General features: G+C 56.8%; 21 protein-coding genes. 11 read left to right on the top strand and 10 right to left on the bottom strand.

Annotated elements, in window-relative coordinates; genetic code table 11:
* Nucleotides 1–10: 10 nt before the first annotated feature.
* Both AC1XYH_RS10540 and AC1XYH_RS10545 read right to left on the bottom strand, forming a co-directional pair.
* Nucleotides 11–658 (bottom strand): L-threonylcarbamoyladenylate synthase, encoded by a 648-nt coding sequence (locus AC1XYH_RS10540; protein WP_483323150.1) that lies wholly within the window; start codon nt 656–658, stop codon nt 11–13.
* Nucleotides 659–723: 65 nt separating this feature from the next.
* Nucleotides 724–1578, bottom strand: a complete 855-nt coding sequence (locus AC1XYH_RS10545; protein ID WP_483323151.1) for a PHP domain-containing protein — start codon at nt 1576–1578, stop codon at nt 724–726.
* 244 nt (nt 1579–1822) lie between these two features.
* Here AC1XYH_RS10545 and AC1XYH_RS10550 point away from each other — a divergent pair, with 244 nt between their 5' ends.
* The 5 genes from AC1XYH_RS10550 to AC1XYH_RS10570 all read left to right on the top strand — a co-directional run bounded on the left by AC1XYH_RS10550 (nt 1823) and on the right by AC1XYH_RS10570 (nt 5036).
* Nucleotides 1823–2125, top strand: coding sequence for a YciI family protein (locus AC1XYH_RS10550; protein WP_483323152.1), 303 nt, complete (start codon nt 1823–1825; stop codon nt 2123–2125).
* Nucleotides 2126–2141: 16 nt separating this feature from the next.
* Nucleotides 2142–2567, top strand: a complete 426-nt coding sequence (locus tag AC1XYH_RS10555; protein WP_483323153.1) for an SH3 domain-containing protein — start codon at nt 2142–2144, stop codon at nt 2565–2567.
* On the top strand, nt 2555–3247 hold the full coding sequence (locus tag AC1XYH_RS10560; protein WP_483323154.1) for a response regulator: 693 nt from the start codon (nt 2555–2557) through the stop codon (nt 3245–3247). Before AC1XYH_RS10555 ends, AC1XYH_RS10560 begins: the two co-directional genes overlap by 13 nt.
* A gap of 107 nt (nt 3248–3354) precedes the next feature.
* Nucleotides 3355–3690: a hypothetical protein gene (locus tag AC1XYH_RS10565; RefSeq protein WP_483323155.1), complete on the top strand. Its 336-nt coding sequence runs from the start codon at nt 3355–3357 to the stop codon at nt 3688–3690.
* A gap of 23 nt (nt 3691–3713) precedes the next feature.
* Nucleotides 3714–5036, top strand: a complete 1323-nt coding sequence (locus AC1XYH_RS10570) for a HAMP domain-containing sensor histidine kinase (protein ID WP_483323156.1) — start codon at nt 3714–3716, stop codon at nt 5034–5036.
* Between the two features lie 97 nt (nt 5037–5133).
* On the opposite strand, the gene AC1XYH_RS10575 is transcribed toward AC1XYH_RS10570, so the two are convergent.
* Nucleotides 5134–5703, bottom strand: coding sequence for a nitroreductase family protein (locus tag AC1XYH_RS10575; protein ID WP_483323157.1), 570 nt, complete (start codon nt 5701–5703; stop codon nt 5134–5136).
* Nucleotides 5700–6740, bottom strand: coding sequence for an AraC family transcriptional regulator (locus AC1XYH_RS10580; RefSeq protein ID WP_483323158.1), 1041 nt, complete (start codon nt 6738–6740; stop codon nt 5700–5702). Before AC1XYH_RS10580 ends, AC1XYH_RS10575 begins: the two co-directional genes overlap by 4 nt.
* Before the next feature lie 249 nt (nt 6741–6989).
* Here AC1XYH_RS10580 and AC1XYH_RS10585 point away from each other — a divergent pair, with 249 nt between their 5' ends.
* From AC1XYH_RS10585 to AC1XYH_RS10595, 3 genes are all read left to right on the top strand, one after another.
* Nucleotides 6990–7319, top strand: a complete 330-nt coding sequence (locus AC1XYH_RS10585; protein ID WP_483323159.1) for an Mpo1-like protein — start codon at nt 6990–6992, stop codon at nt 7317–7319.
* A 111-nt stretch (nt 7320–7430) separates the two neighbouring features.
* On the top strand, nt 7431–8006 hold the full coding sequence (locus AC1XYH_RS10590) for an HD domain-containing protein (protein WP_483323160.1): 576 nt from the start codon (nt 7431–7433) through the stop codon (nt 8004–8006).
* Nucleotides 8007–8146: 140 nt separating this feature from the next.
* On the top strand, nt 8147–9526 hold the full coding sequence (locus AC1XYH_RS10595; protein ID WP_483323161.1) for an adenylate/guanylate cyclase domain-containing protein: 1380 nt from the start codon (nt 8147–8149) through the stop codon (nt 9524–9526).
* A gap of 24 nt (nt 9527–9550) precedes the next feature.
* Here the strand turns inward: AC1XYH_RS10595 and AC1XYH_RS10600 are convergent, their stop codons facing one another.
* Nucleotides 9551–10372, bottom strand: a complete 822-nt coding sequence (locus tag AC1XYH_RS10600; RefSeq protein WP_483323162.1) for a UDP-2,3-diacylglucosamine diphosphatase — start codon at nt 10370–10372, stop codon at nt 9551–9553.
* A gap of 188 nt (nt 10373–10560) precedes the next feature.
* Here AC1XYH_RS10600 and AC1XYH_RS10605 point away from each other — a divergent pair, with 188 nt between their 5' ends.
* Nucleotides 10561–12738 (top strand): patatin-like phospholipase family protein, encoded by a 2178-nt coding sequence (locus AC1XYH_RS10605; protein WP_483323163.1) that lies wholly within the window; start codon nt 10561–10563, stop codon nt 12736–12738.
* A gap of 21 nt (nt 12739–12759) precedes the next feature.
* Here AC1XYH_RS10605 and recQ read toward each other — a convergent pair whose 3' ends face one another.
* Nucleotides 12760–14898, bottom strand: a complete 2139-nt coding sequence (gene recQ, locus AC1XYH_RS10610; RefSeq protein WP_483323164.1) for a DNA helicase RecQ — start codon at nt 14896–14898, stop codon at nt 12760–12762.
* A 109-nt stretch (nt 14899–15007) separates the two neighbouring features.
* Between recQ and AC1XYH_RS10615 the strand changes: the two genes are divergently transcribed.
* Nucleotides 15008–15598: a YecA/YgfB family protein gene (locus AC1XYH_RS10615; protein WP_483323165.1), complete on the top strand. Its 591-nt coding sequence runs from the start codon at nt 15008–15010 to the stop codon at nt 15596–15598.
* Nucleotides 15599–15642: 44 nt separating this feature from the next.
* Here AC1XYH_RS10615 and AC1XYH_RS10620 read toward each other — a convergent pair whose 3' ends face one another.
* From AC1XYH_RS10620 to AC1XYH_RS10630, 3 genes are all read right to left on the bottom strand, one after another.
* Nucleotides 15643–16287 carry a DsbA family protein gene (locus tag AC1XYH_RS10620; RefSeq protein WP_483323166.1) on the bottom strand — a complete coding sequence of 215 codons (645 nt, stop codon included), beginning with the start codon at nt 16285–16287 and terminating at the stop codon, nt 15643–15645.
* Nucleotides 16288–16309: 22 nt separating this feature from the next.
* Nucleotides 16310–17257 carry an oxygen-dependent tRNA uridine(34) hydroxylase TrhO gene (gene trhO, locus AC1XYH_RS10625; RefSeq protein WP_483323167.1) on the bottom strand — a complete coding sequence of 316 codons (948 nt, stop codon included), beginning with the start codon at nt 17255–17257 and terminating at the stop codon, nt 16310–16312.
* A 145-nt stretch (nt 17258–17402) separates the two neighbouring features.
* Nucleotides 17403–17717, bottom strand: coding sequence for a BolA family protein (locus AC1XYH_RS10630; RefSeq protein ID WP_483323168.1), 315 nt, complete (start codon nt 17715–17717; stop codon nt 17403–17405).
* A gap of 184 nt (nt 17718–17901) precedes the next feature.
* Here AC1XYH_RS10630 and fumC point away from each other — a divergent pair, with 184 nt between their 5' ends.
* Nucleotides 17902–19302 (top strand): class II fumarate hydratase, encoded by a 1401-nt coding sequence (fumC, locus tag AC1XYH_RS10635; RefSeq protein ID WP_483323169.1) that lies wholly within the window; start codon nt 17902–17904, stop codon nt 19300–19302.
* Here fumC and AC1XYH_RS10640 read toward each other — a convergent pair whose 3' ends face one another.
* The gene (locus AC1XYH_RS10640; protein WP_483323170.1) at nt 19303–20280 is read right to left on the bottom strand and encodes a DMT family transporter; all 978 of its coding nucleotides are present in this window, start codon (nt 20278–20280) and stop codon (nt 19303–19305) included. It lies immediately after the preceding gene.
* Between the last annotated feature and the right edge of the window lie 89 nt (nt 20281–20369).

Genomic DNA, 20369 nt, shown 5'->3' on the forward strand with positions numbered 1-20369 from the left:
GCGTTCGCGCTCAGCCTTCGCTCAGCTCGCTGCGACTGACACCGAAAGGTTCGGGGTCACCCAAACCTTCACGCATCAGCTCGACTTCACCGTTAAGTAGGCTGAGTACGGTGGTTGGCTCGACCGTGCAAGCGCCACCATCGATGATCAGATCCAGCTGTTTGCCCAGCAGCGAGCGGATGCGTTCCGGGTCGGTCAGCGGCAGGCTGTCGCTTGGCAACATTAAGGTCACGCTCATGAGCGGCTCGCCGAGCGCCTCTAACAGGTCAAGGGTGATCTGGTGATCGGGAATGCGCAGACCCACAGTGCGGCGCTTGGGGTGCAGCATTAAACGCGGCACCTCGGTGGTGGCATTCAGAATAAAGGTATAGGCACCTGGCGTATTGGCCTTGAGTAAACGAAACATGCTGTTGTCTACTTTGGCATAAACAGCCAGCTCGGATAGGTCACGGCACACCAGGGTGAAGTTGTGCTTGTCATCCAGCTGGCGCAACCGACGAATACGTTCCAGGCCTTCTTTATTGCCCAAGCGGCAGCCCAGCGCGTAGGCCGAGTCGGTGGGGTAAGCGACTACCCCACCCTGCAGAATGATGTCAGCCGCCTGGCGTATAAGCCGCACCTGAGGGTTGGTTGGATGGACCTGAAAAAACTGACTCATGGGTTACCCATACTCTGAATTAATATGTATTTGCCAGGCTCACCGAAGGCCGGCTAATAACCAGTTTAGCTGGCGAACAGGCGATCATCCCATACCGGCTGGCAATCCGGCGGTAAGGCGGTCATTTTACCGAGACCGGTCCAGGGTGAATCCGGCGTATGAAAATCGCTACCGCAACTGGCAAGAAAACCAAACTCTACGCATAACTTGCCCAGGTAGGCGACCTGATCCACGGCCTGTTTTCCATTCGCCACTTCGATCCCACGACCCCCGGCAGCAGCAAACTCACGTAACAATACGCGCAACTTGCTGCGTGTCAGCCCGTAGTGCCAAGGATGCGCCACCACTGCCATGCCGCCGGCACTGCGAATCTGCTGCACGACTTCAGGCAACGTTGGCCAATGTTGTTTGATATCGCCCAGCTTGCCCGCACCCAGCCATTTGCGAAACGCTTCGCCACGATCGCTAACGTATCCGGCACTGACCATCCAGTCGGCAAAGTGCGGTCGCCCAGGCGGCTGATCGACATCACCACCGGCAAGCTGCTGAGCGGCTACTGCGCCTTCATACGCACCGGGCATACGTTTAGCGTCCAGGCGTTTGGATATCTGTTCGGCGCGGCGCCAGCGACCATCGCGTACCTGCGCCAAGGCCTCGACCATGTGCGTATTGAGCGGGTCAAAGCCATAGCCCAAAATATGCAGTGTGTGGCCATGCCATTGCGCCGACATTTCTACGCCACTGACCCAGTTCATGCCGAGCGAGCGCGCTGTTTCCGCCGCCGCTGGCAGACCGTCTACGCAGTCGTGGTCGGTCAGTGCAATCAACTCAACCCCGGCCGCACTCGCCCGGCGCATCAATTCAGCAGGATCGAGTGCGCCATCGGAGGCAGTGCTGTGCATGTGCAGATCAGCTAACAAATGAGTCTCCTTCGGGTGCAGCGCTTGACGGCACAGCGCGTGTTTCGCCTATTATGCGGCCTAGCACGCTGTTGAGAAAGGTGGGCGAAGCACACAACACAGGCCAAAAATGGCGAACAGCAGAATCTATCGATGATTAATGCGCCTAAGCCCAACGCTTCGACCTTGAGAGTAAGGTTCTCGCCGACCTTTCGTTTCGAGTACGTTGGCACACTACAAACAACCCCATTTCCAAGGAAGTGCAATGTTCTACGCCATCATGGCTACCGATAAAGCAGACAGCCTTAGCGCACGTCTGGCCGCCCGTCCTGACCACTTGGCTCGCTTGCAGACATTGCAAGATGCCGGTCGTTTGCTACTGGCTGGACCCCATCCGGCGATTGATGCTGCTGATCCTGGCAGCGCCGGCTTTAGCGGCAGCCTGATAGTCGCTGAGTTCGCCTCGCTAGCCCTGGCGCAGGCGTGGGCCGATGCCGATCCCTACGTAGTGTCTGGCGTTTATCAACAGGTCACTGTAAAACCTTTCAAACGCGTTTTCCCGGCCTAATCCAAGGATATTGTTCATGTTCAAACGTTTCGCCGCCCCCGCCTTGCTACTCAGCGTGGCTCTGGTTGCGCTTCCTTCTGCTGCTCAACAAGTTAGCGAGCCTGCGGATCAAACAGCCAATGCCGTTCCGCAAGCTACTGCCAGCCAACAGCACGACCTAGGCACCTTGCAGGCCGAGCTGGCCAAAGTTGAAGCCGAACGCCAGCGATTGGCCGACCAGTTGGCCGGTAGCGCGCAGAGCGAGTCGTTCAAGCAACTGCAAGAAGAGAATCAGCAATTACGTAACGACACTCAAGCCGAGCGCCTGCAAGCCCAGACGAATCTGGTGCAGCAACGCCAGCGCTGGTTTCTGGTCGGCGGCCTGACGGTTGCCGGCGCTCTATTGCTGGGCTTCATGCTGGCCAAAGTAGGTCGGAGCAAGCGCAACGAATGGCTGAACTGATGCCCCATCCGGTCCTGATCATTGATGACGATCAGGAACTCTGCGAGCTGCTTACTGATTGGCTCGCTGGCGAAGACTTCGCACTGACCGCGGCGCACGATGGCCCCAGTGGCTTGCAAGCGGCCACTCAGGGTGAATTCGTAGCGATCATTCTGGACGTCATGCTGCCCGGTATGAATGGGCTGGAGATACTGCGGCAACTACGGCAAAGCTGCCAAACTCCGCTATTGATGCTCAGTGCGCGCGGTGAACCCATCGACCGCATTCTGGGGTTAGAGTTAGGCGCCGATGACTATTTGGCCAAACCCTGCGATCCGCGCGAGTTAGTGGCTCGCTTGCGCGCCTTGCTAAGGCGCAGTCAACCCAATAGCACTGACACTCATCAGCTGCGGGCGGACAACCTCAGGCTCGACCAAGACAGCCTGTTGGCCTGGCTAGACGATCAACCATTGCAGCTCACCCAGAGCGAAGCCTTGATCTTGCGGACGCTGATGGAGCAGCCCGGGCAGTTGGTCGATCGTCAGGCGCTGTCGCGCATTGCCTTGGGCAAAGCCCTTGGCATCTACGACCGCAGCCTCGACATGCACATCAGCAACCTGCGGCGCAAACTCGGGCCGCACGCCGAGGGCCATCCGCGCATCCAGTCAATTCGCGGTCGTGGCTACTTGTTCAGCCCCTAGCTCTTTACACAATCTTTACCGAGTCACGGCTACCACTGACATACCCACCTCTACACTCTGTAGCCAATGACCGGATAAACCGGCCAGGTCGAAACCGGAGAAACACCATGAAAAAATTCCTACTCGCTACCACCCTGATCATTGCCGCTGGCTTGTCTTCCGCATTACTGGCAGCCCCTGCCGCCGGAGATCGCCATGAACGGGGTATGGAACGTATGACTGAGGCACTTTCGCTAACTACCGAGCAACAAGAGCAAATCCGTCAAATTCACGAAGAAGAAGGCGCCAAGCTGAAAAGTATCCGTGAAGAAGGTAAGGCACGTATGGATGCTGTACTGACCGCAGAGCAACGCGAAAAGGCGGATGCTATGCACGAAGAGCGTCGTGAGCGCATGGAAGAGCGCCGTGAGCATCGTGATGACCGTCCTTGCGATAAGAAATAACACGCAATACGCGGAGTAACTGAATGCGACTGTTCTGGAAAGTCTTTGCCGTGCTCTGGCTCGCCACATTGCTGGTGGGTGGCTCAGGCTTTCTGGTCAGCCGCGCGCTGCAACAGGATTGGCTATTACTGCAATTGAATCCCCAGCTACGCGATTTTGCCGCTCAGCTGACGACTGAATATGAACAGCGAGGCGCCGTTGCTGCCCAAGCGTGGCTTGAGCAGCAACGGCGCCAAAACCATGTGCGGGCAAGGCTATTCGACGCCAACGGTCAAAGTTTGCTACCCGGCACTATGCCGCGCCTGCCGCGCTTTGAACCACCCGACAATGCCAGGCCACGAGGACCTAACCCGCCGCCGCCGCGCGGCAGACTACTGCAGCTAAGTTGGCAAACCGAGCAACAGGATTACCTATTAACCGTGCATGCCGCCGAACCCAGCCTGTGGAACACCGGACGCACGCCCATTGGATTAATCCTCAACATCGCATTCGGTATGGGCCTGCTAGCAGGCCTCAGCTTACTGTTGAGTCGCTATCTCACAGCACCCTTGCGCCACTTGGGCCTAGCGGCTCAATCATTGGGCCGCGGGCAATTTGAAGGCACTGCCTTACAGCGGATCAACAATCGTCGCGACGAAATAGGCGAGCTATCACGGCAGTTTGGGCAAATGGCTGACAAGGTGCAGACCCTGCTCGACAGCCAGCAGCAGTTGATGCGCGACATCTCCCATGAACTGCGCTCACCACTGGCCAGACTGCGCGTTGGACTAGCCTTAGGCAATCAGCGCGGGTTAAACGCAGACGATGCGCTGTGGCAAAGACTGGATCGTGAATGCAACCGATTGGATCGTCTTATCGACGCGATACTGACGCTGAGCCGACTGGATAGCCAAGTCGAGCCCTCCCAGACCTTCGCACTTGATCCACTATTGGTTCGGGTAGTAGAAGACGCTCGATTCGCCACTCCAAATTTGCGCATCACGCTGCAAGGGGAAAGCGGCCTGCAGCTAAATGGTTGGCCCGAGCAATTGACCAGCGCCTTCGATAACCTGCTGCGCAATGCCCAACGCTTCAGCCCGGCAGCGGGCGAGATTCAGGTTTGCATCGAGCCCACGGAGAATGCCTGGACAATCAGCATCGAAGATCAAGGACCGGGAGTGCCAGAGCAATGGCTGAATAAGCTCAGTGAGCCTTTTGTGCGCCTGCCTGGACAGCCTGCAGACAGCGGTTATGGCTTGGGTCTGACCATTGCCGCCCGTGCGATCGCCCGGCATAACGGCACGTTACACTTTACGACATCTCAGAATGGCGGCTTGCGAGCGGTGATCAAGCTGCCGAGGCTGTAGCCGGTTCCGTAAAATCGCCTGCGTGATTATGGTTGCTCTGAAAACGCGTGTTGGTTTTCAGAATTGCGTAGACGGCCGACCCAATATCCGGCCAAGCTCAGGCAGGCCAGCGCTTAAAGAAGTCATCAACGGCCAATTGCGGCACCTGCTTGCGTTCGCCGGCCGGTTGGCCGACATACAGAAAAGCAATGATCTGCTCGTTCTCCGCCAACCCCAAACCACGCCGGACGACTGGATGGTAAGCCAGTGCGCCGGTGCGCCATACTGCGCCTAGGCCCATGGCATGGGCAGCGACCAGCATATTGCTGACCGCCGCACCACAGGCCAGATCTTGTTCAATCATAGGTACTTTAGGGTGCTCGTGATGACAACTGATCGCCACAATCAACAAAGGTGCACGCAGCGGTAAGCCCTGAAAACGCGCCAAGGTGTCCGCCGACAGATCTGGGGTGTCTACCAACGCCGCCTGCCCAAATAGCTCGCCCAACGCGTCCAGCCCATCATCCTGCATAACCAGAAAGCGCCATGGGCGCAGATAAGCGTGGTCCGGCGCGCGGAGCGCTGCTTGAAACATAGCCTGTTGTTGCTCCGCGCTAGGCGCAGGACCAGTCAGCCGTGGGACGGACACGCGCTGATGCAGTGCGGTAAGAGCGTCTACTGGCATCATTCCTCCGATGGTCTTTGTTGTTCGTTCTGCAACACTTGCTCGCGGTACTGACCGGGCGGCAACCCAAACCAGCGCTTAAAGGCGCGGAAGAAGTTGCTAGGGTCAGCAAACCCAAGCATGCAGGCAATTTCAAACAAGGTGAGTTGCGGTTGACCGAGATATTGTAGGGCCAGTTCCCGGCGGGTTTTCTCCAGTAACTGTTGGAAGCTGATGCCCTCTTCCTGCAGACGCCGCTGCAGGGTGCGGGTGCTGACCTTCATGGCATTGGCTACCGCCTGGCGCTTGGGTTCACCTTGCGGCAGCAAGCGGCAGAGTACTTGTCGCGCCTGATGCGTCACCGGGTCCGACTCAAAACGCGCTAAATAATCGCCGGCAAAACGATCGTGCAACTGCGCCAGCATGTCATTCGCCGACGCCAACGGCGTCTCCATGATGTCACGCGACAAATGCAGGCTATAACAATCGGCGGAGAACTCTAGCGGACAATCAAACAGCTCTGCATAGGCTGTGCTGTCGGCCGGTTCGGGAATGCTGAAGGTGGCCCGCAATGGACGAATAGGCTGCGCGGTCATCCAGCGGCAAAAGGCCAGAGCATAAGCCATCGCTGCGTCATGACTTTGGAAGGGAGCCGGCAGGCGGTCACCATGAATAGCAAAGCTGATGCGGTAAAAACCGGGCTCAACAGAAAGCACCAGATCAGCAGACTCGCCGAGGATCCGCTGATAGCGAACCACCCGACCGAAACCCTCCAGCAGGTTGCGACTGGACATCATCGCATAGCCAACCACACTGAAATGCCCCGGACGCAGAGTCTGCGCCATACTCAAGCCAATCGCCGGATTGCCTGACACTTCAACCGCACGCCGCCACAGGCGCGTCATGCTGTCTTGTGGAATACGTCCGTCGGGGTCAGTCAGTACCTCCGTCTCAATACCCAGTTCGGCAAAGAGTTCAGCGGCGTTTACGCCTCTGCCTTCAAGCGCCTGTGCGATGGCTCTTGCCCAGCCAGCAGATGTAGTCCGTTCAGCGTGCTCCATGATGTCTCGCAGCAGAGGTTTTTTATGTAGCCATTCAACCGGTGTTATTAGGGGGACAGATGATAAAACAAAGAGGCTACCAAGATAAAATCGCCGCTCGTGGGCTGCACATAGATAGTCTTCTGGCGCGTAAGGCCATAGCCGGCCGCGCGGCCTACACTATAGTGAAGGTGTTGAACTGTAACTACTCTTCTTTACAGCTCCCTGATATTGCCCACCCTTCACTCAACGAGCCGCTCAGGAGGCCCCATGTCCAGCCATACCAATCAGGCCGCTGCGCCCCGCTTCAACAGCTTTGCCGAGTTTTACCCCTACTACCTCAGTGAGCATCAGGACGACAGCTGCCGGCGCCTGCATTACGTTGGCAGTTCGCTAGTGCTGATAATCATCGCCTGCGTGCTGCTGAGCCAAGCCTGGTGGTGGTTACTCGCCGTGCCACTTGCTGGCTATAGCTTCGCCTGGGTCGGACACTTCTTTTTCGAACATAACCGGCCCGCTACCTTTACCCACCCGTTTTATAGCCTGCTGGGCGATTGGGTCATGATGCGCGATGCGTTCACCGGTCGAATTCGCTTCTGAACCAGCAAATCAAGTGACTGTCAGCGGCGCGACAGTCACTCCTGCTCCTCATGACTATGATGCTCATACAGCCTGATCAATAAAAACAGTAAAACCTAGAGGAGATCAATCATGGGTGAGCAACGTGCCCAATTCCGCGCCTTCGAGGAAAGCACCGCCGAAGACTGGGGAATTATTTCCGAGCATTTCAAGCCATTCGCTAAAGAACTGCCCGCTCGCATCATGACTCACCTGCAATTGCTGGACGGTGACTTTGGCGGCTTTCCGATTGACCGTCTGCAGCACTCACTGCAAACCGCCACTCGCGCACACCGCGATGGCCGTGACGAAGAATATGTAGTCTGCGCCCTACTGCACGACATCGGCGACACGCTGGGTACTTTTAACCACCCAGAGATTGCCGTCGCGATCCTCAAGCCGTTTGTCAGCGAAAAAAATCTGTGGATGGTAGAAAAGCATGGCATTTTTCAGGGCTACTACTTTTTCCATCATCTGGGCATGGATCGTCACCTGCGTGATCAATTCAACGATCATCCGCTCTATCAGTACACTGCGGAATTCTGCTCTAAGTACGATGCCCCGGCCTTCGACCCTGATTACCAGAGCGAACCACTGGAATTCTTCGAGCCGATGATGCGCAACGTATTCGCCAAGCCGGTACGCTCGGTCTACAAAACAATGGATTGAGCCTGCAGGCCGCACCATCAAACGGGGGCAACCTTGCTGTTCCCCCCGGATGCCTAGTCATATTATGATCGGCCAGCGAGATGTTCTTACTGGCTTTCGCCAGTCGAGGTGTCTCACCAGGCCCTGGAAACTGACCGATCATGACTGTAACAAACCGTATAAAGCCCATCAGACCGCCATTGGAAGGTTACTATTCCAGGGTGATAGCCTATCTGTGCGTGGCCGTTACCTTTGCAGCGCTACTGGTTGAGCAGGGGCACACCGCCGCGACTCTGGCCACCATTCTTTATGCGCTAGCCTATCCGCAGTTAGCGCAATATCTGCCTAAATGGCTATTGAACCACGCCAAAATCCCCAGAAGACTAATATTACTCGCGCTCGATGCCCTGCATACCGGCGTATTTATCGCGCTGCTCGGCTTTAACTATGTGCCTAGTTTGGTGTTTATGTTACTGCTCGGTTTCTCCTGTTTGATCGCCGGTGGCCCTATGTATCTGTTGGCTGGCTGGCTGCTCATGGTGGCTGGTGTTTTACTTGGCGCCGCGGCCTTTACTCCCGAGGTTAGTGTGCACAGCTCGGTACTCGTCTCGCTGGTTAGCATCCTCAGCGGAGGCCTGTTTATCTTGATCACCGCGGCTTTTGTCCATCGTCAGGGCCGTAATCTTGAGTCTGCTCAAGCGCTGATCAGTGCCGAGCAGGAAAAGACCGCCAAGTTGGCAGCCAATTTGTCCAAGTACCTGTCGCCGCAGGTATGGGAATCGGTTTTCTCCGGCAAGCGCACCGTCAAACTGGAAACCCGGCGCAAAAAGCTAACGGTGTTTTTCTCTGACATTCGCGGCTTTACCGAACTCGCCGAGGAGCTGGAAGCCGAGGCGCTAACTGACCTACTGAACAGCTATCTGACAGAAATGTCGCGCATTGCCCTGCAGTACGGCGGCACTATCGACAAGTTCATTGGTGATTGCGTCATGGTGTTCTTTGGCGACCCCAAAAGCATCGGCGCCAAACAGGATGCGGAAGCGGCCGTTTCCATGGCTATCGCCATGCGCAAACACATGAAAGTACTACGTCAGCAGTGGCGCAGCCGCGGCATTACCAAGCCTCTAGAAATTCGCATGGGGCTAAGCACTGGCTACTGCACGGTGGGCAATTTTGGCGCCGCCACGCGCATGGACTACACCATCATCGGCCGCGAGGTGAATCTCGCCAGCCGCTTGGAAAGCGCCGCCGATGCCGGCGAGATTTTGATTTCACATGAGACCTACTCGCTGATCAAAGACATCATCATGTGCCGCGATAAAGGCCAGATCAGCGTCAAAGGATTCGCCCGCCCTGTACAGATCTATCAAGTGGTAGGTCTGCGCCGCGAACTGGGTATTGCGCCATCCTTTGTTGAGCACGAACTGGCAGGTTTCTCTATGTACCTCGACACCAACAGCATTCGTAACTACGACAAGGAAGAGATCGTTAAGGCTCTGGAACTGGCTGCGCGCAAACTGAAAGACAAGGTCATCGTCTGACTCCAGCAGAGCTCAACGACCTTCTCATACCGTAGCGCCAGCCTTCAAAACACGGGTCTCTGTCTCCAGGTCCAGCGCCACAGCGTCGTTCCAACGATAGAGCTCGATACGCCCATCCTGATGTTCGATCAATGCCGTGCAAGACTCTACCCAATCACCGCAGTTGTGATACTCAATCCCCTTAACGTCGCGTATCTCAGCGTGATGAATATGCCCGCACACCACGCCGTCATAACCACGCTTAACGCACTCATGCGCGATGCCGTCCTCAAAATCACTGATGAAGCTAACGGCTTTCTTCACCCGCTGCTTGAGGTACGCCGATAGAGACCAATAACCGTAGCCGAAACGGCTGCGCCAGTGGTTGTACCATCGGTTGAGCACCAGACTGAATTCGTAGGCGTGGTCACCCAAAAACGCCAGCCAGCGGTGGCAACGGGTGATAACGTCAAATTGATCGCCATGGATAACCAACAACTTGCGGCCGTCGGCGGTGGTGTGCACTGCTTCATCAACCAGTTCTATATTGCCCAGTTCCAGATTCGAATAGCGGCGCAGAAACTCGTCGTGATTGCCGGTTACATAAGTCACTCGGGTGCCACGCTTGCTCATCGTCAGCACGCGGCGCACCACGTTGGTGTGCGACTGAGGCCAATATATGCCTTTGCGCAGGCGCCAGCCGTCAATGATATCGCCAACCAGGTACAAGTGATCACAATCGTAGGATTTGAGAAAGGTCGCGAGCTTTTCCGCTTGGCAACCTCGGGTCCCCAGGTGCAGGTCCGAAATCCATAACGTTTTCACCCGCTGCTTTTTTTCGACTGGCAACGACACTGCAGTGTTCATACGCCCATCTCCTTTGCAAGATACCGTCAGGCTACGCAGCTGGCATGACCGCTTTGTGGCAAACAGATGCCACTAAGATGACAGCACCTCAGCGACCCCACTTTGCTCGACGCGCAACCGCACAGCGGCCAGCGTTCGTATACAATGGCGGCTTTTCAACAACGCTCTCTGTCGTTTGGAAGCCAAGCATGCTGAAACGGGCTCTACTTCTGCTGTTGCTCTCCCTCTCTGGTTGGGCCTGCGCCGAACCCTTGCGCACCGGTCTGGTACTCTCTGGTGGCGGCGCTCGTGGGCTTGCGCATATCGGCGTACTGAAGCAGCTGGAGGAGATGAACATCCCGATTGACGCCATTGCTGGCACCAGCATGGGTGCGGTAATCGGCGGCCTATATGCAGCGGGTTACAGCGCCGCGGAGCTGGAAAAAATTGCCACCGAGCTGGATTGGCAAAATACGCTTGCAGATGCCTCGTTACGCGAAGACATACCCTTTCGTCGCAAGCAGGACGATCGCGATTTCCTGGTCAAACAACGGCTGAGTTTCGATCACGGCAAACTGAGCTTCCCGCTGGGGCTGCTGCAGGGTCAGAATCTGGGTCTGCAGCTCGAAAGCCTGCTGGTGCACACCAACGAAATTGACGACTTTAATAAGCTACCTATCCCCTTCCGCGCCGTCGCTACGGATATTGCGACGGGGGAAGCCGTGGTCTTTGATCACGGGCATCTGCCCCTGGCCATTCGTGCCAGCCTTGCCCTGCCCGGTTTCTTTGCCCCTGTTGAGGTAGATGGGCGCCTATTGGTGGATGGCGTGCTGTCCAAGAACCTGCCCATCGACGTTGCCCGCACCATGGGTGTCGACCGCGTCATCGTGGTAGACATAGGCACTCCATTAAAGACCACCGGCGAGTTGACCAGCGTGCTGGACATTATGGATCAGACCACCACCCTGCTTACCCGCGTCAACTCCGAGAAGCAATTAGCGACCCTTGGCCCACACGACCTGTTGCTGCAACCGCAATTGGGCGATATGGGCTTCAACAGTTTTGAACGTATTGCTGAAGCCATTGAAGCTGGCGCAACCAGCCTGCGCAGCTCCAACGAGGCACTGACCTTCATCAATGTTGCCGAGCAGCCGACCGGCGGCAACCTGGCCAGCGAACGACCCCAACGACAGGCGATAATCGACGCCATCGAAGTGGATAATAGCGGCAAGGTCGCTGACGAAGTGGTGCTAAGTATGATCCGCCAACCGATTGGCGAGCCGCTGAATCTGGAACGCCTGCAGACCGATATGGGCACTGTTTACGGCACCGATTATTTCAGCCGCGTGACCTACGAAGTAGTGCATGAAGATGGTCACAATACGCTGTTGGTGCACACTACCGGGCGCCGTACCGGTACCGATTATCTGCGCCTCGGTTTGAATCTGGTGGACGACTTTGAAGGTGGCAGCCAATACAACATCGGAGCGAGCTTTCGAGTCAATGGCCTGAACCCGCTAGGCGCGGAATGGTTAACCCGTGCGCAGATCGGCTCTCACCAAATCCTTTACTCCGAGTTCTACCAGCCGCTTGACTACGGCTCACGTTACTTCGTCGCACCCTTCATTGACGGCGAGGCAGTCAACGTTGAGGTTCTGCAGGACGACGAACCTGTGGTCGATTATCGCCAGCAGCGCTATGGCATGGGCATCAATCTCGGCCGTCAGATTGCCAATACCGGTGAAGTGCGCCTGGGTCTCTCGCGTTATTGGGGCGAATCCAAGGTGCGAGTGGGTGACCCAGAGCTACCCAGCATCAGTTTTGAAGAGGCCTTCTACGGTATTGAGTTCAACCGCGATACCCTGGATAACGTGAATTTCCCGCGCTCGGGCGACGAAGCACAGATCGCTTGGCGCAAGTCAGAACCAGCCCTCGGAGCAGACGAGCGCTATCAGCAACTTGAAATCAGGGCTAACAAGGCCTTTGGTTTTGGTTTGAATAGCATGCAGCTGGGGGCCTTCATGGGCCGTACCGACAGCGATGTGAATGTTGCACAAAGCAGCTTCATTCTCGGTGGCCCAGGTTTGTTCTCGGGCTTCCGGCAGGATGGCCTGGCCGGACAAAACTATGAGCTTGGTCGCATGGTTTATTATCGCCGCCTGAACCCCAGCTACTTCGACGTCCTGAGCCTGCCCTTGTATTTAGGCACCAGCCTGGAGTACGGCCGAGTTTACAATCGCGGCGATGATGCCTTTGACACGGGTTATTTCGCGGCCGGCAGTCTGCTACTAGGCATGGATACGTTCCTCGGCCCGCTCTTCTTTGGTCTGGGTGCCAATGAAGAGGGGCAGGAAGCGCTCTATATGAAGCTCGGCCAGACCTTCTGAGTCAGCCGTTGCACGCGTAACTCAACTGCTGATTTCCGCCACCAAGGCCGCCCGGACACAGTGCAATACGCCCTCGTCCACGGCCTCGTCCAGCTCACGTGCCAAGGTGCGCACGCCGGGCAAGTCTTCGCCATCATGGTTGAGAAAAGCGTCCTGAATGCGCTCCAACTGGGCCGGGCCAATATCAATTGCCTGCTCCAGCGTGAGGTCACCCGTGGCGATAGCTTGAGCTAACTGACCGTACACCTGCCGCAGGGGTTTGCCCACTTGCAGCGCTACCTGCTCAGCACTCATGCCTGACAGCACCAGCGCGTTGATCTCATGTGCCTGCGCCTGCCCACCCTGCTCGGCCGAGTCACCAGCACCGCCAGTACTCTGCAACACCTGCAGGAAATCCGCGCCATAGCGCTCCAGTTTGTGCGAGCCAATACCGCTGACCAACCCCATGTCCTGAAGGTTGGCGGGGCGCTGCCGGAGCATATCGACCAGGGTGCTGTCCGGAAAAATGACATAAGGCGGCACACCGTGAGCTTCAGCCAGTTGCTTGCGCTTGACCCGCAAGGCCTCCCACAGCTCGCGATCAGCATCGGCAATCACCGGCTTGTTACCTGGCTTGCCCATAGGCGCACTGGTGCGCGTTACGTCTTTGCGCAGCAGTAAGGTTTCTTCGCCGCGCAGCAAAGGCCGGCAGCTGTCCGACAAGCGCAGACTGCCAAAGCCATCAATATCGATTTCAACCAAGGCGCGTGCGATCAATTGCCTAAATACCGAACGCCACTCGGTCTCAGCCAGTGCCTTACCAATCCCGTAGGTAGACAGATGCTGATGCCCCGATGTGCGTATTTTCTCGTTGTCGCGGCCCAGTAGAATATCAACCAGATGCCCCACGCCATAGCGCTGGCCGCTGCGATAAACGGTAGACAACGCCATGCGCGCCGGCTCGCTTCCATCCCAGGTAGAAACCGGTTCCTGGCAGTTATCGCAATAGCCGCAGGGCTCAGCCAACTCTTCACCGAAGTAGCCCAGCAATGCTTGACGACGGCAGCCGGTCATCTCACAGAGCGCCAACATGGCGTCGAGTTTGTGGCGCTCAATACGCTTATGGCGCTCATCACCGTCGGAGTTAGCCATGATTTGATTAAGCATCAACACGTCTTGCAGGCCGTAAGCCATCCAGGCATCTGCCGGCAACCCATCACGCCCGCCGCGCCCGGTCTCTTGATAATAAGCTTCGATACTTTTCGGCAAGTCCAAATGAGCCACAAAGCGCACGTTGGATTTGTCGATGCCCATGCCAAAAGCAATGGTCGCCACCATGATCAGCCCTTCCTCATTGAGAAAGCGCTTCTGGTGAGTGGCTCGCAGCTCGGACGGCAAACCGGCGTGATAGGGCAACGCTGGCCAGCCTTGATCACGCAGCCAGCTCGCGGTTTCTTCTACTTTCTTGCGCGACAGGCAGTAGACAATACCGGCGTTGCCTCGATGACCTTTCAGAAATTGCTGCAACTGCTGACGCGGCTTATCCTTGGGCACGATGCGATAGAAAATATTAGGGCGGTCAAAGCCCGACATAAAGCAGGCCGCGCTTTCCAGCTTAAGGCGCTGAACTATCTCGCCTTGGGTGCGCTCATCAGCCGTAGCGGTGAGCGCCATACGCGGCACACCCGGGAACAGCTCATTGAGCTGACCGAGCTGCAGATATTCCGGACGAAAATCGTGACCCCATTGCGAAACGCAGTGCGCCTCGTCAATGGCAAATAGGGCGATTTTCAGAGACTGCAGAAAGTTCAGGGTGCGCGCTTTGAGCAAGCGCTCGGGTGCCATGTAGAGAAAATCCAGCTCGCCGGCGCGCATCTGCCGAGCAATCTCACGTTGCTGATCGTCGCTCAAGGTAGAGTTTAACGCTGCCGCGCGCAGCCCCAATTCCTGCAGAGTGGCAACCTGATCGTCCATCAAAGCGATCAGCGGTGAGACCACCACCGTCAAACCCTCGCGCAGTAATCCTGGCACTTGAAAGCACAGGGACTTGCCGCCGCCAGTGGGCATCAGCACCAGGGCGTCGCCACCGGTGGCTACCTGATCGATGATATCGGCCTGTTGGCCACGGAATTCACCGTAACCAAAAACGTCACGTAGTTGTTGCAGAGCTTGCGCGCGCATGGAACTCCTATGTAGATCAGGACCAGCTCATGGGCTGGCGAGTATAACGTCTTTGGCAATTGTCCGGGGGCATGCGTAAAATGCCGGAATAATCATAGAGAGGTGTCCCATGTCATTTAATGATCAACTCCAGCGCCTACAGCAATTCCTGGACGCCGATGACCTGCACGATGAAGCGCTGGACTACATGGCTGCCTGCGGCTATCTCGCCGCTCTGTCAGTAAGCCCTGCAGAAGTTTCCTCTGAAGAGTGGCTAGCAGAGCTGTTCGCTGAAACCCCCAACTACGCTGATGAGCAACAGCAGGCCGAGATTGTCGGCACGCTCGAAGAACTCAAAACCCGCATTGCCCGCGAACTGGCCAGCGATGAGGACCTGGAACTGCCGTGCGAGCTGAGCCTTGGCGATGAGCCGGACTACTCAGATCTGCGTAGCTGGTGCATTGGCTTTATGGAAGGTGTGTTTCTGCGCGAGGAAGCCTGGTTCGAGAACGACGAAGAGATGGTCAGCGAGTTGCTGTTGCCGGTCATGGTTGGTTCTGGTCTGTTTGCCGAAGAGCCCGAATTTGCAGAAATTGCAGAAGACCAAGATATGGTCGAAGACATGATGGAGCACATTCCTGGCGTGTTAACTCAGCTGTTCCTGCTATTTAACGCCCCGGAAGAAAAGCAAAAGCCGGCACTGGTTTCGCCGCGCAAATAAGTTAAGGCAACCTGGCTGCGAGCGTTCAATCGCCTCGCTCGCGGTCAGGCTAGCACTTCACCGCGTTTCTCACCCGCTGTTACCCAGCGCGCCAATAATGGCAAAACCTGTTCTGCCGCCTGATAGCCGTTAGCCAACAGCGCCAACTGCCCATCTCGCTCCGCCAGTAAAATCGGTAAGCCCGCCATCCCTAGATCCGCGACCCAGCTGACGTCAGCCAGTGTCTTTTCGCGCATCTCTTGCTGATCAAAATGCGCGCCAAAAGCGTCAACAGGATAGCCCGCAGACTCGGCAATACGCATCAGCACGGCCGCATGGGTCACGTCTTCTACACCCACGTAAAACGCTTGCTGTAGCGCGTGCACAAACCCCCAGGCTTTAGTGGCATCCAGCTCTCGAGCCACGACCAAAGCACGGCAAGCCGGTTCCGTATCGTAAACAAAGGTCGCGGGCAACGTCTGTGGATCACCGACCGGCTGGCCGGAGTCTTGCGCTACCGCCTGCCAATGCTCAGCCAGCACAGCACGCGTATGGTCATCCAGGGGCGCGCCGTGATTGGCGCGCAGGCCGCCGGCGACCAAGTGCAGTGGCAACTGTGGATGAGCTTCGATAATAGCGTCGATAACCGGGGCAAATCCCCAGCACCATGAACACATGGGGTCCATCACGTAGATCAGGCGCTGACTCATCAGTTACCTCACGCGTTGCAATTTAATCCACCTTGGCGTTGGGAGAGGCCAGGTGTTGGGGTTGACCAATAGGATGCGGCTGATTGCGCACTTTGGCCAGGGTAATCTGTCGCTGCCGCTCTATCGCGCGCTGCCGGGTCTTTTCCGGCAGACTGTCGTAGCAACGCGCGCAGCTGATGCCTTCTTCATAGAGTACCGAGGCCATGTCTTCTGCTGAGACCGGATGACGGCAGGCGTGGCATTGATCAAACGAGCCCGGCGCCAGATCGTGGCGTAGCGTCACGCGGTTATCGAACACAAAACATTCTCCATCCCACATCGACTGCTCAGATGGTACTTCTTCAAAGTATTTGAGAATCCCGCCTTTCAGGTGAAACACCTCGTCGAAACCCTCTTCCAGCATGTAGCTAGAGGCTTTCTCACAACGGATACCGCCCGTGCAGAACATCGCGACCTTTTTATGTTTGGCCGGATCGTAATGCGCTTTAACGTACTCGGGGAACTCGCGAAAGGTTTTGGTCTTAGGGTCTACCGCACCCTGGAAGCTGCCGATCGACACTTCGTAATCGTTGCGAGTATCGATCAACAATACCTCCGGATCGCTGATCAGCGCGTTCCAGTCCTGCGGCTCGACATAGGTCCCGACGCGCTTGGTCGGCGATACGCCATCTACCCCGAGGGTAACGATCTCTTTTTTCAGTTTGACCTTGGTGCGATAAAACGGCATCTCGTCGCACAGCGACTCTTTATGGTCCAGATCGCTCAGACGCGGATCGCTGCGCAGCCACGCTAATACCGCCTCCATGCCCGCTCGCGGGCCCGCCACGGTACCGTTAATGCCTTCACGGGCAAGCAGCAAAGAACCCTTAACACCATTGGCAGTGAGGGTATCGAGCAGCGGTTGGCGCAGGGCCTGATAGTCTTCCAGCGAGACGAACTTGTAGAGCGCTACAACAACAATTGCAGACATGCTTACCTCATGTATTCAGTTGACGCCCACGTAAAGGGCGCACCTTGGAAATCGCGCGAGCCAGCAGCAGTAAACCAGCTACCTTCGTCGCCGGCGCATTCTAGCAAACCCTTAACGACGGCAAAACCGCCTGCGGTCGGCCTACTTACCCATCAGCCTTGCTGCCGCCCAAACAGTTCGGCGACGCCGGCGCTTGTTGGCGCGCCTGCCACTCCTCATCGGTATAAGTATGCAGAGCCAAAGCATGAATTTTTTGCATCAGCGGGCCAAGCACGCGATACACCGCCTGGTGGCGCTTAACCGCGTTCAGGCCATTGAATTGATCACTTACCAATATCGCCTTGAAATGCGACTCTGAGCCCGGCGGCACGCTGTGCATGTAACTTTCATTGAGCAGTTCAATGTGGCTCGGTGCGAGCGCCTGCAATGCCTGTTCCAATGCCTGTTGGGTAGTGCCCATGATCACCTCCGGAAAATAACGAGGAGCCATTGTAGCCCAAAGCAATAGCGCTGACAGGCGAACCACGAAGAGTCGTTAGGGTCCAAGTTGCACAACAAGTGCGCAATGACCAACTCTGACTATTCTTCAAGAACCTCGGTAACAGGCTGCATTTCATTCATTTCGATAAACAAGGGAAACCACTATGCCGACACGCACCGAAACCGACAGCATGGGGCCGATAAAGGTCGCTTCCGGGCGCTACTGGGGCGCACAGACACAGCGCTCGCTGGCTCATTTTGCCATCGGCGAGGAGCGCATTCCGTTGCCCGTTGTGCATGCGTTAGGCATGATAAAAAAAGCTGCCGCACGCACCAATCGCCAGCTCGGCGAACTAGACCCGGCGCTGGCCAGCCTGATTGAACGCGCCGCAGATGAAGTGATCGATGGCACGTTGGATGAGCAATTCCCACTCTCTGTCTGGCAGACTGGCAGCGGCACCCAGAGCAACATGAACGCCAACGAAGTGATTGCCAACCGCGCCAACGAGCTAGCCGGGCAGCCTCTTGGCAGCAAGCAGCCGGTGCATCCGAACGACCAGGTTAACCAGTCGCAAAGCTCTAACGATACCTTTCCTAGCGCGATGCACATCGCAGCCGCACTGCAATCGCATCAAACACTACTGCCTGCGGTATGTGGGCTACGCGACGCACTGCAGGAGCAGTCCGAACGCCATGCGCAGCTGATCAAAATTGGTCGCACCCACATGATGGATGCCACACCGGTCACCTTTGGGCAGGAGCTCTCTGCGTTTGTTGCACAGTTGGAGATGGGCATGCACGCCGTTGAGCAGGCCATGCCTGCGGTGCTAGCGCTGGCACAGGGCGGTACTGCGGTAGGTACAGGCTTGAACACCCCGCCACGATTTGCCGTTGAGTTCGCCCGTGAGGTAGCTGAGCTGACCGGCCTACCCTTTACCAGCGCCGAGAATAAATTCGCCGCGTTGGCCGGACATGAGCCGTTGGTGCAACTGCATGCCGCTTGCAAACAACTGGCGGTCACATTAATGAAGCTGGCCAATGACCTGCGCCTGCTCGGGAGCGGGCCCCGCGCCGGTTTCGCGGAAGTGCGCCTGCCTGCCAATGAGCCCGGCAGCTCGATCATGCCTGGCAAGGTCAACCCAACCCAGTGTGAGGCGCTGTCGATGGTCGCCTGCCAGGTGATTGGCAATGACACTACCTTGAGCATTGCCGCCAGCAATGGCCAGTTGCAGCTGAACGTGTTCAAGCCGGTGATCATCCATACCCTGCTGCAATCGATCCGTCTGCTTAGCGATGCCTGCAACAGCTTCCGCGAGCATTGTGTTGAAGGCATGCAACCGGATGAGGCGCGCATGCGCGAACACTTGGACAACAGTCTGATGTTGGTCACCGCGCTGAACCCGGTGATCGGCTACGACAAGGCGGCAGACATAGCCAAAAAAGCCTACACCGAGGGCACTACCCTGAAGCAGGCCGCACTCGCATTGGAGTATTTGACTGAGGCGGAGTTTGACGCCGCAGTCAGACCCGAGCTAATGCTCGGCGAGCATGCGCCTAAGGCGTGATCAGGAGCTTGGCGGCGGAGTGATACTCAGCCGCCGTAAGCGGCGATTACGCAAATTTTGAATCAGGCTGGGCGCCAGCGCAATCAAGGCAGATCCGCTGACCACCATTAGGGCGCCCAAGTAAGCCAGCGAGTTGAGCAACTCGGGCTCGATCAGGCTCGGCCACAGCATCGAGCCCAGCGCTACCATCGAGAAGGTGAACAGCGGCGTGGTGGCTACAGTGGCGCTCACCCGCGAGGCTTCCCAGTGCGCCAGCGCCTCGGCGAAAGCACCATAAGCCACCAGCGTATTGAGACAGCAACCGAGCAACAGCCAGCGCTGCAACGTCGACAACTGCAATATTTCTAGCGGTGAAGCTAACGGCCAGAGCAGCAATGAACAGGCCAAATAGATCACCATCATCACCGTCACCGACGACCAGATGGTCAGCAGCTGCTTTTGCGCCAAACCGTATAAAGCCCAGCTCAGCGCCGAGACCAGCGCAATCAGAATACCCAGCGTATAACTGCTGAGCTGCGTCATCAGCTCCATGAGGCGCTGATTGAAAAACAGCGCAAAGCCCGGAATTAATATCAACAGGCCTATCACCTGCCCAATGCCAAAACGCTCACGAAACACCAGCATACTGCCACACATCAGCAGTACCGGCGCCACCTGAATAATCAGCTGCATGGTACCCGGCGTAAGCCGCTGCAAGGCCATCACGTAAAGCACGTAGTTAAACGCCAGACCCAGCACTGCTACCAGCAGCAGGCCCCGATTGCGCACAGACAACGCTTTGATAGATGGCAATCGACGCTTGGCGGCCAGCCAGCAGAACAGCACAATGCCGGCGCTGAACAGGCGATACCAGGTAACCGTATAGGGGTCCATTACCTCCAGCACGGCCTTAAGCATGATCGGCAAAACACCCCAAAGAATGGTGGTGGTCAACGCCAACAGAAATCCGTACAACCAGCGACCGGACGCAACATGCATGAGGGGAACTCGGAAAAAAAGGAGGAAAACTATTTTAAAACGCGGCAGGCAACCGCGATAGAGACAGCTGAGCCGCGGTTGCGCAGCAA

It is taken from the genome of Pseudomonas sp. GW-45 (assembly GCF_056896675.1).

Coding starts and splice junctions, on each gene's coding strand:
- AC1XYH_RS10605 (WP_483323163.1), top strand. CDS start 10,561: ATGCTGAAACGGGCTCTACTTCTGCTGTTGCTCTCCCTCTCTGGTTGG.
- AC1XYH_RS10600 (WP_483323162.1), bottom strand. CDS start 10,372: ATGAACACTGCAGTGTCGTTGCCAGTCGAAAAAAAGCAGCGGGTGAAA.
- AC1XYH_RS10580 (WP_483323158.1), bottom strand. CDS start 6,740: ATGGAGCACGCTGAACGGACTACATCTGCTGGCTGGGCAAGAGCCATC.
- AC1XYH_RS10540 (WP_483323150.1), bottom strand. CDS start 658: ATGAGTCAGTTTTTTCAGGTCCATCCAACCAACCCTCAGGTGCGGCTT.
- trhO (WP_483323167.1), bottom strand. CDS start 17,257: ATGTCTGCAATTGTTGTTGTAGCGCTCTACAAGTTCGTCTCGCTGGAA.
- fumC (WP_483323169.1), top strand. CDS start 17,902: ATGCCGACACGCACCGAAACCGACAGCATGGGGCCGATAAAGGTCGCT.
- AC1XYH_RS10640 (WP_483323170.1), bottom strand. CDS start 20,280: ATGCATGTTGCGTCCGGTCGCTGGTTGTACGGATTTCTGTTGGCGTTG.
- AC1XYH_RS10590 (WP_483323160.1), top strand. CDS start 7,431: ATGGGTGAGCAACGTGCCCAATTCCGCGCCTTCGAGGAAAGCACCGCC.
- AC1XYH_RS10615 (WP_483323165.1), top strand. CDS start 15,008: ATGTCATTTAATGATCAACTCCAGCGCCTACAGCAATTCCTGGACGCC.
- AC1XYH_RS10630 (WP_483323168.1), bottom strand. CDS start 17,717: ATGGGCACTACCCAACAGGCATTGGAACAGGCATTGCAGGCGCTCGCA.
- AC1XYH_RS10570 (WP_483323156.1), top strand. CDS start 3,714: ATGCGACTGTTCTGGAAAGTCTTTGCCGTGCTCTGGCTCGCCACATTG.
- AC1XYH_RS10620 (WP_483323166.1), bottom strand. CDS start 16,287: ATGAGTCAGCGCCTGATCTACGTGATGGACCCCATGTGTTCATGGTGC.
- AC1XYH_RS10560 (WP_483323154.1), top strand. CDS start 2,555: ATGGCTGAACTGATGCCCCATCCGGTCCTGATCATTGATGACGATCAG.
- AC1XYH_RS10555 (WP_483323153.1), top strand. CDS start 2,142: ATGTTCAAACGTTTCGCCGCCCCCGCCTTGCTACTCAGCGTGGCTCTG.
- AC1XYH_RS10585 (WP_483323159.1), top strand. CDS start 6,990: ATGTCCAGCCATACCAATCAGGCCGCTGCGCCCCGCTTCAACAGCTTT.
- AC1XYH_RS10550 (WP_483323152.1), top strand. CDS start 1,823: ATGTTCTACGCCATCATGGCTACCGATAAAGCAGACAGCCTTAGCGCA.
- recQ (WP_483323164.1), bottom strand. CDS start 14,898: ATGCGCGCGCAAGCTCTGCAACAACTACGTGACGTTTTTGGTTACGGT.
- AC1XYH_RS10575 (WP_483323157.1), bottom strand. CDS start 5,703: ATGATGCCAGTAGACGCTCTTACCGCACTGCATCAGCGCGTGTCCGTC.
- AC1XYH_RS10595 (WP_483323161.1), top strand. CDS start 8,147: ATGACTGTAACAAACCGTATAAAGCCCATCAGACCGCCATTGGAAGGT.
- AC1XYH_RS10565 (WP_483323155.1), top strand. CDS start 3,355: ATGAAAAAATTCCTACTCGCTACCACCCTGATCATTGCCGCTGGCTTG.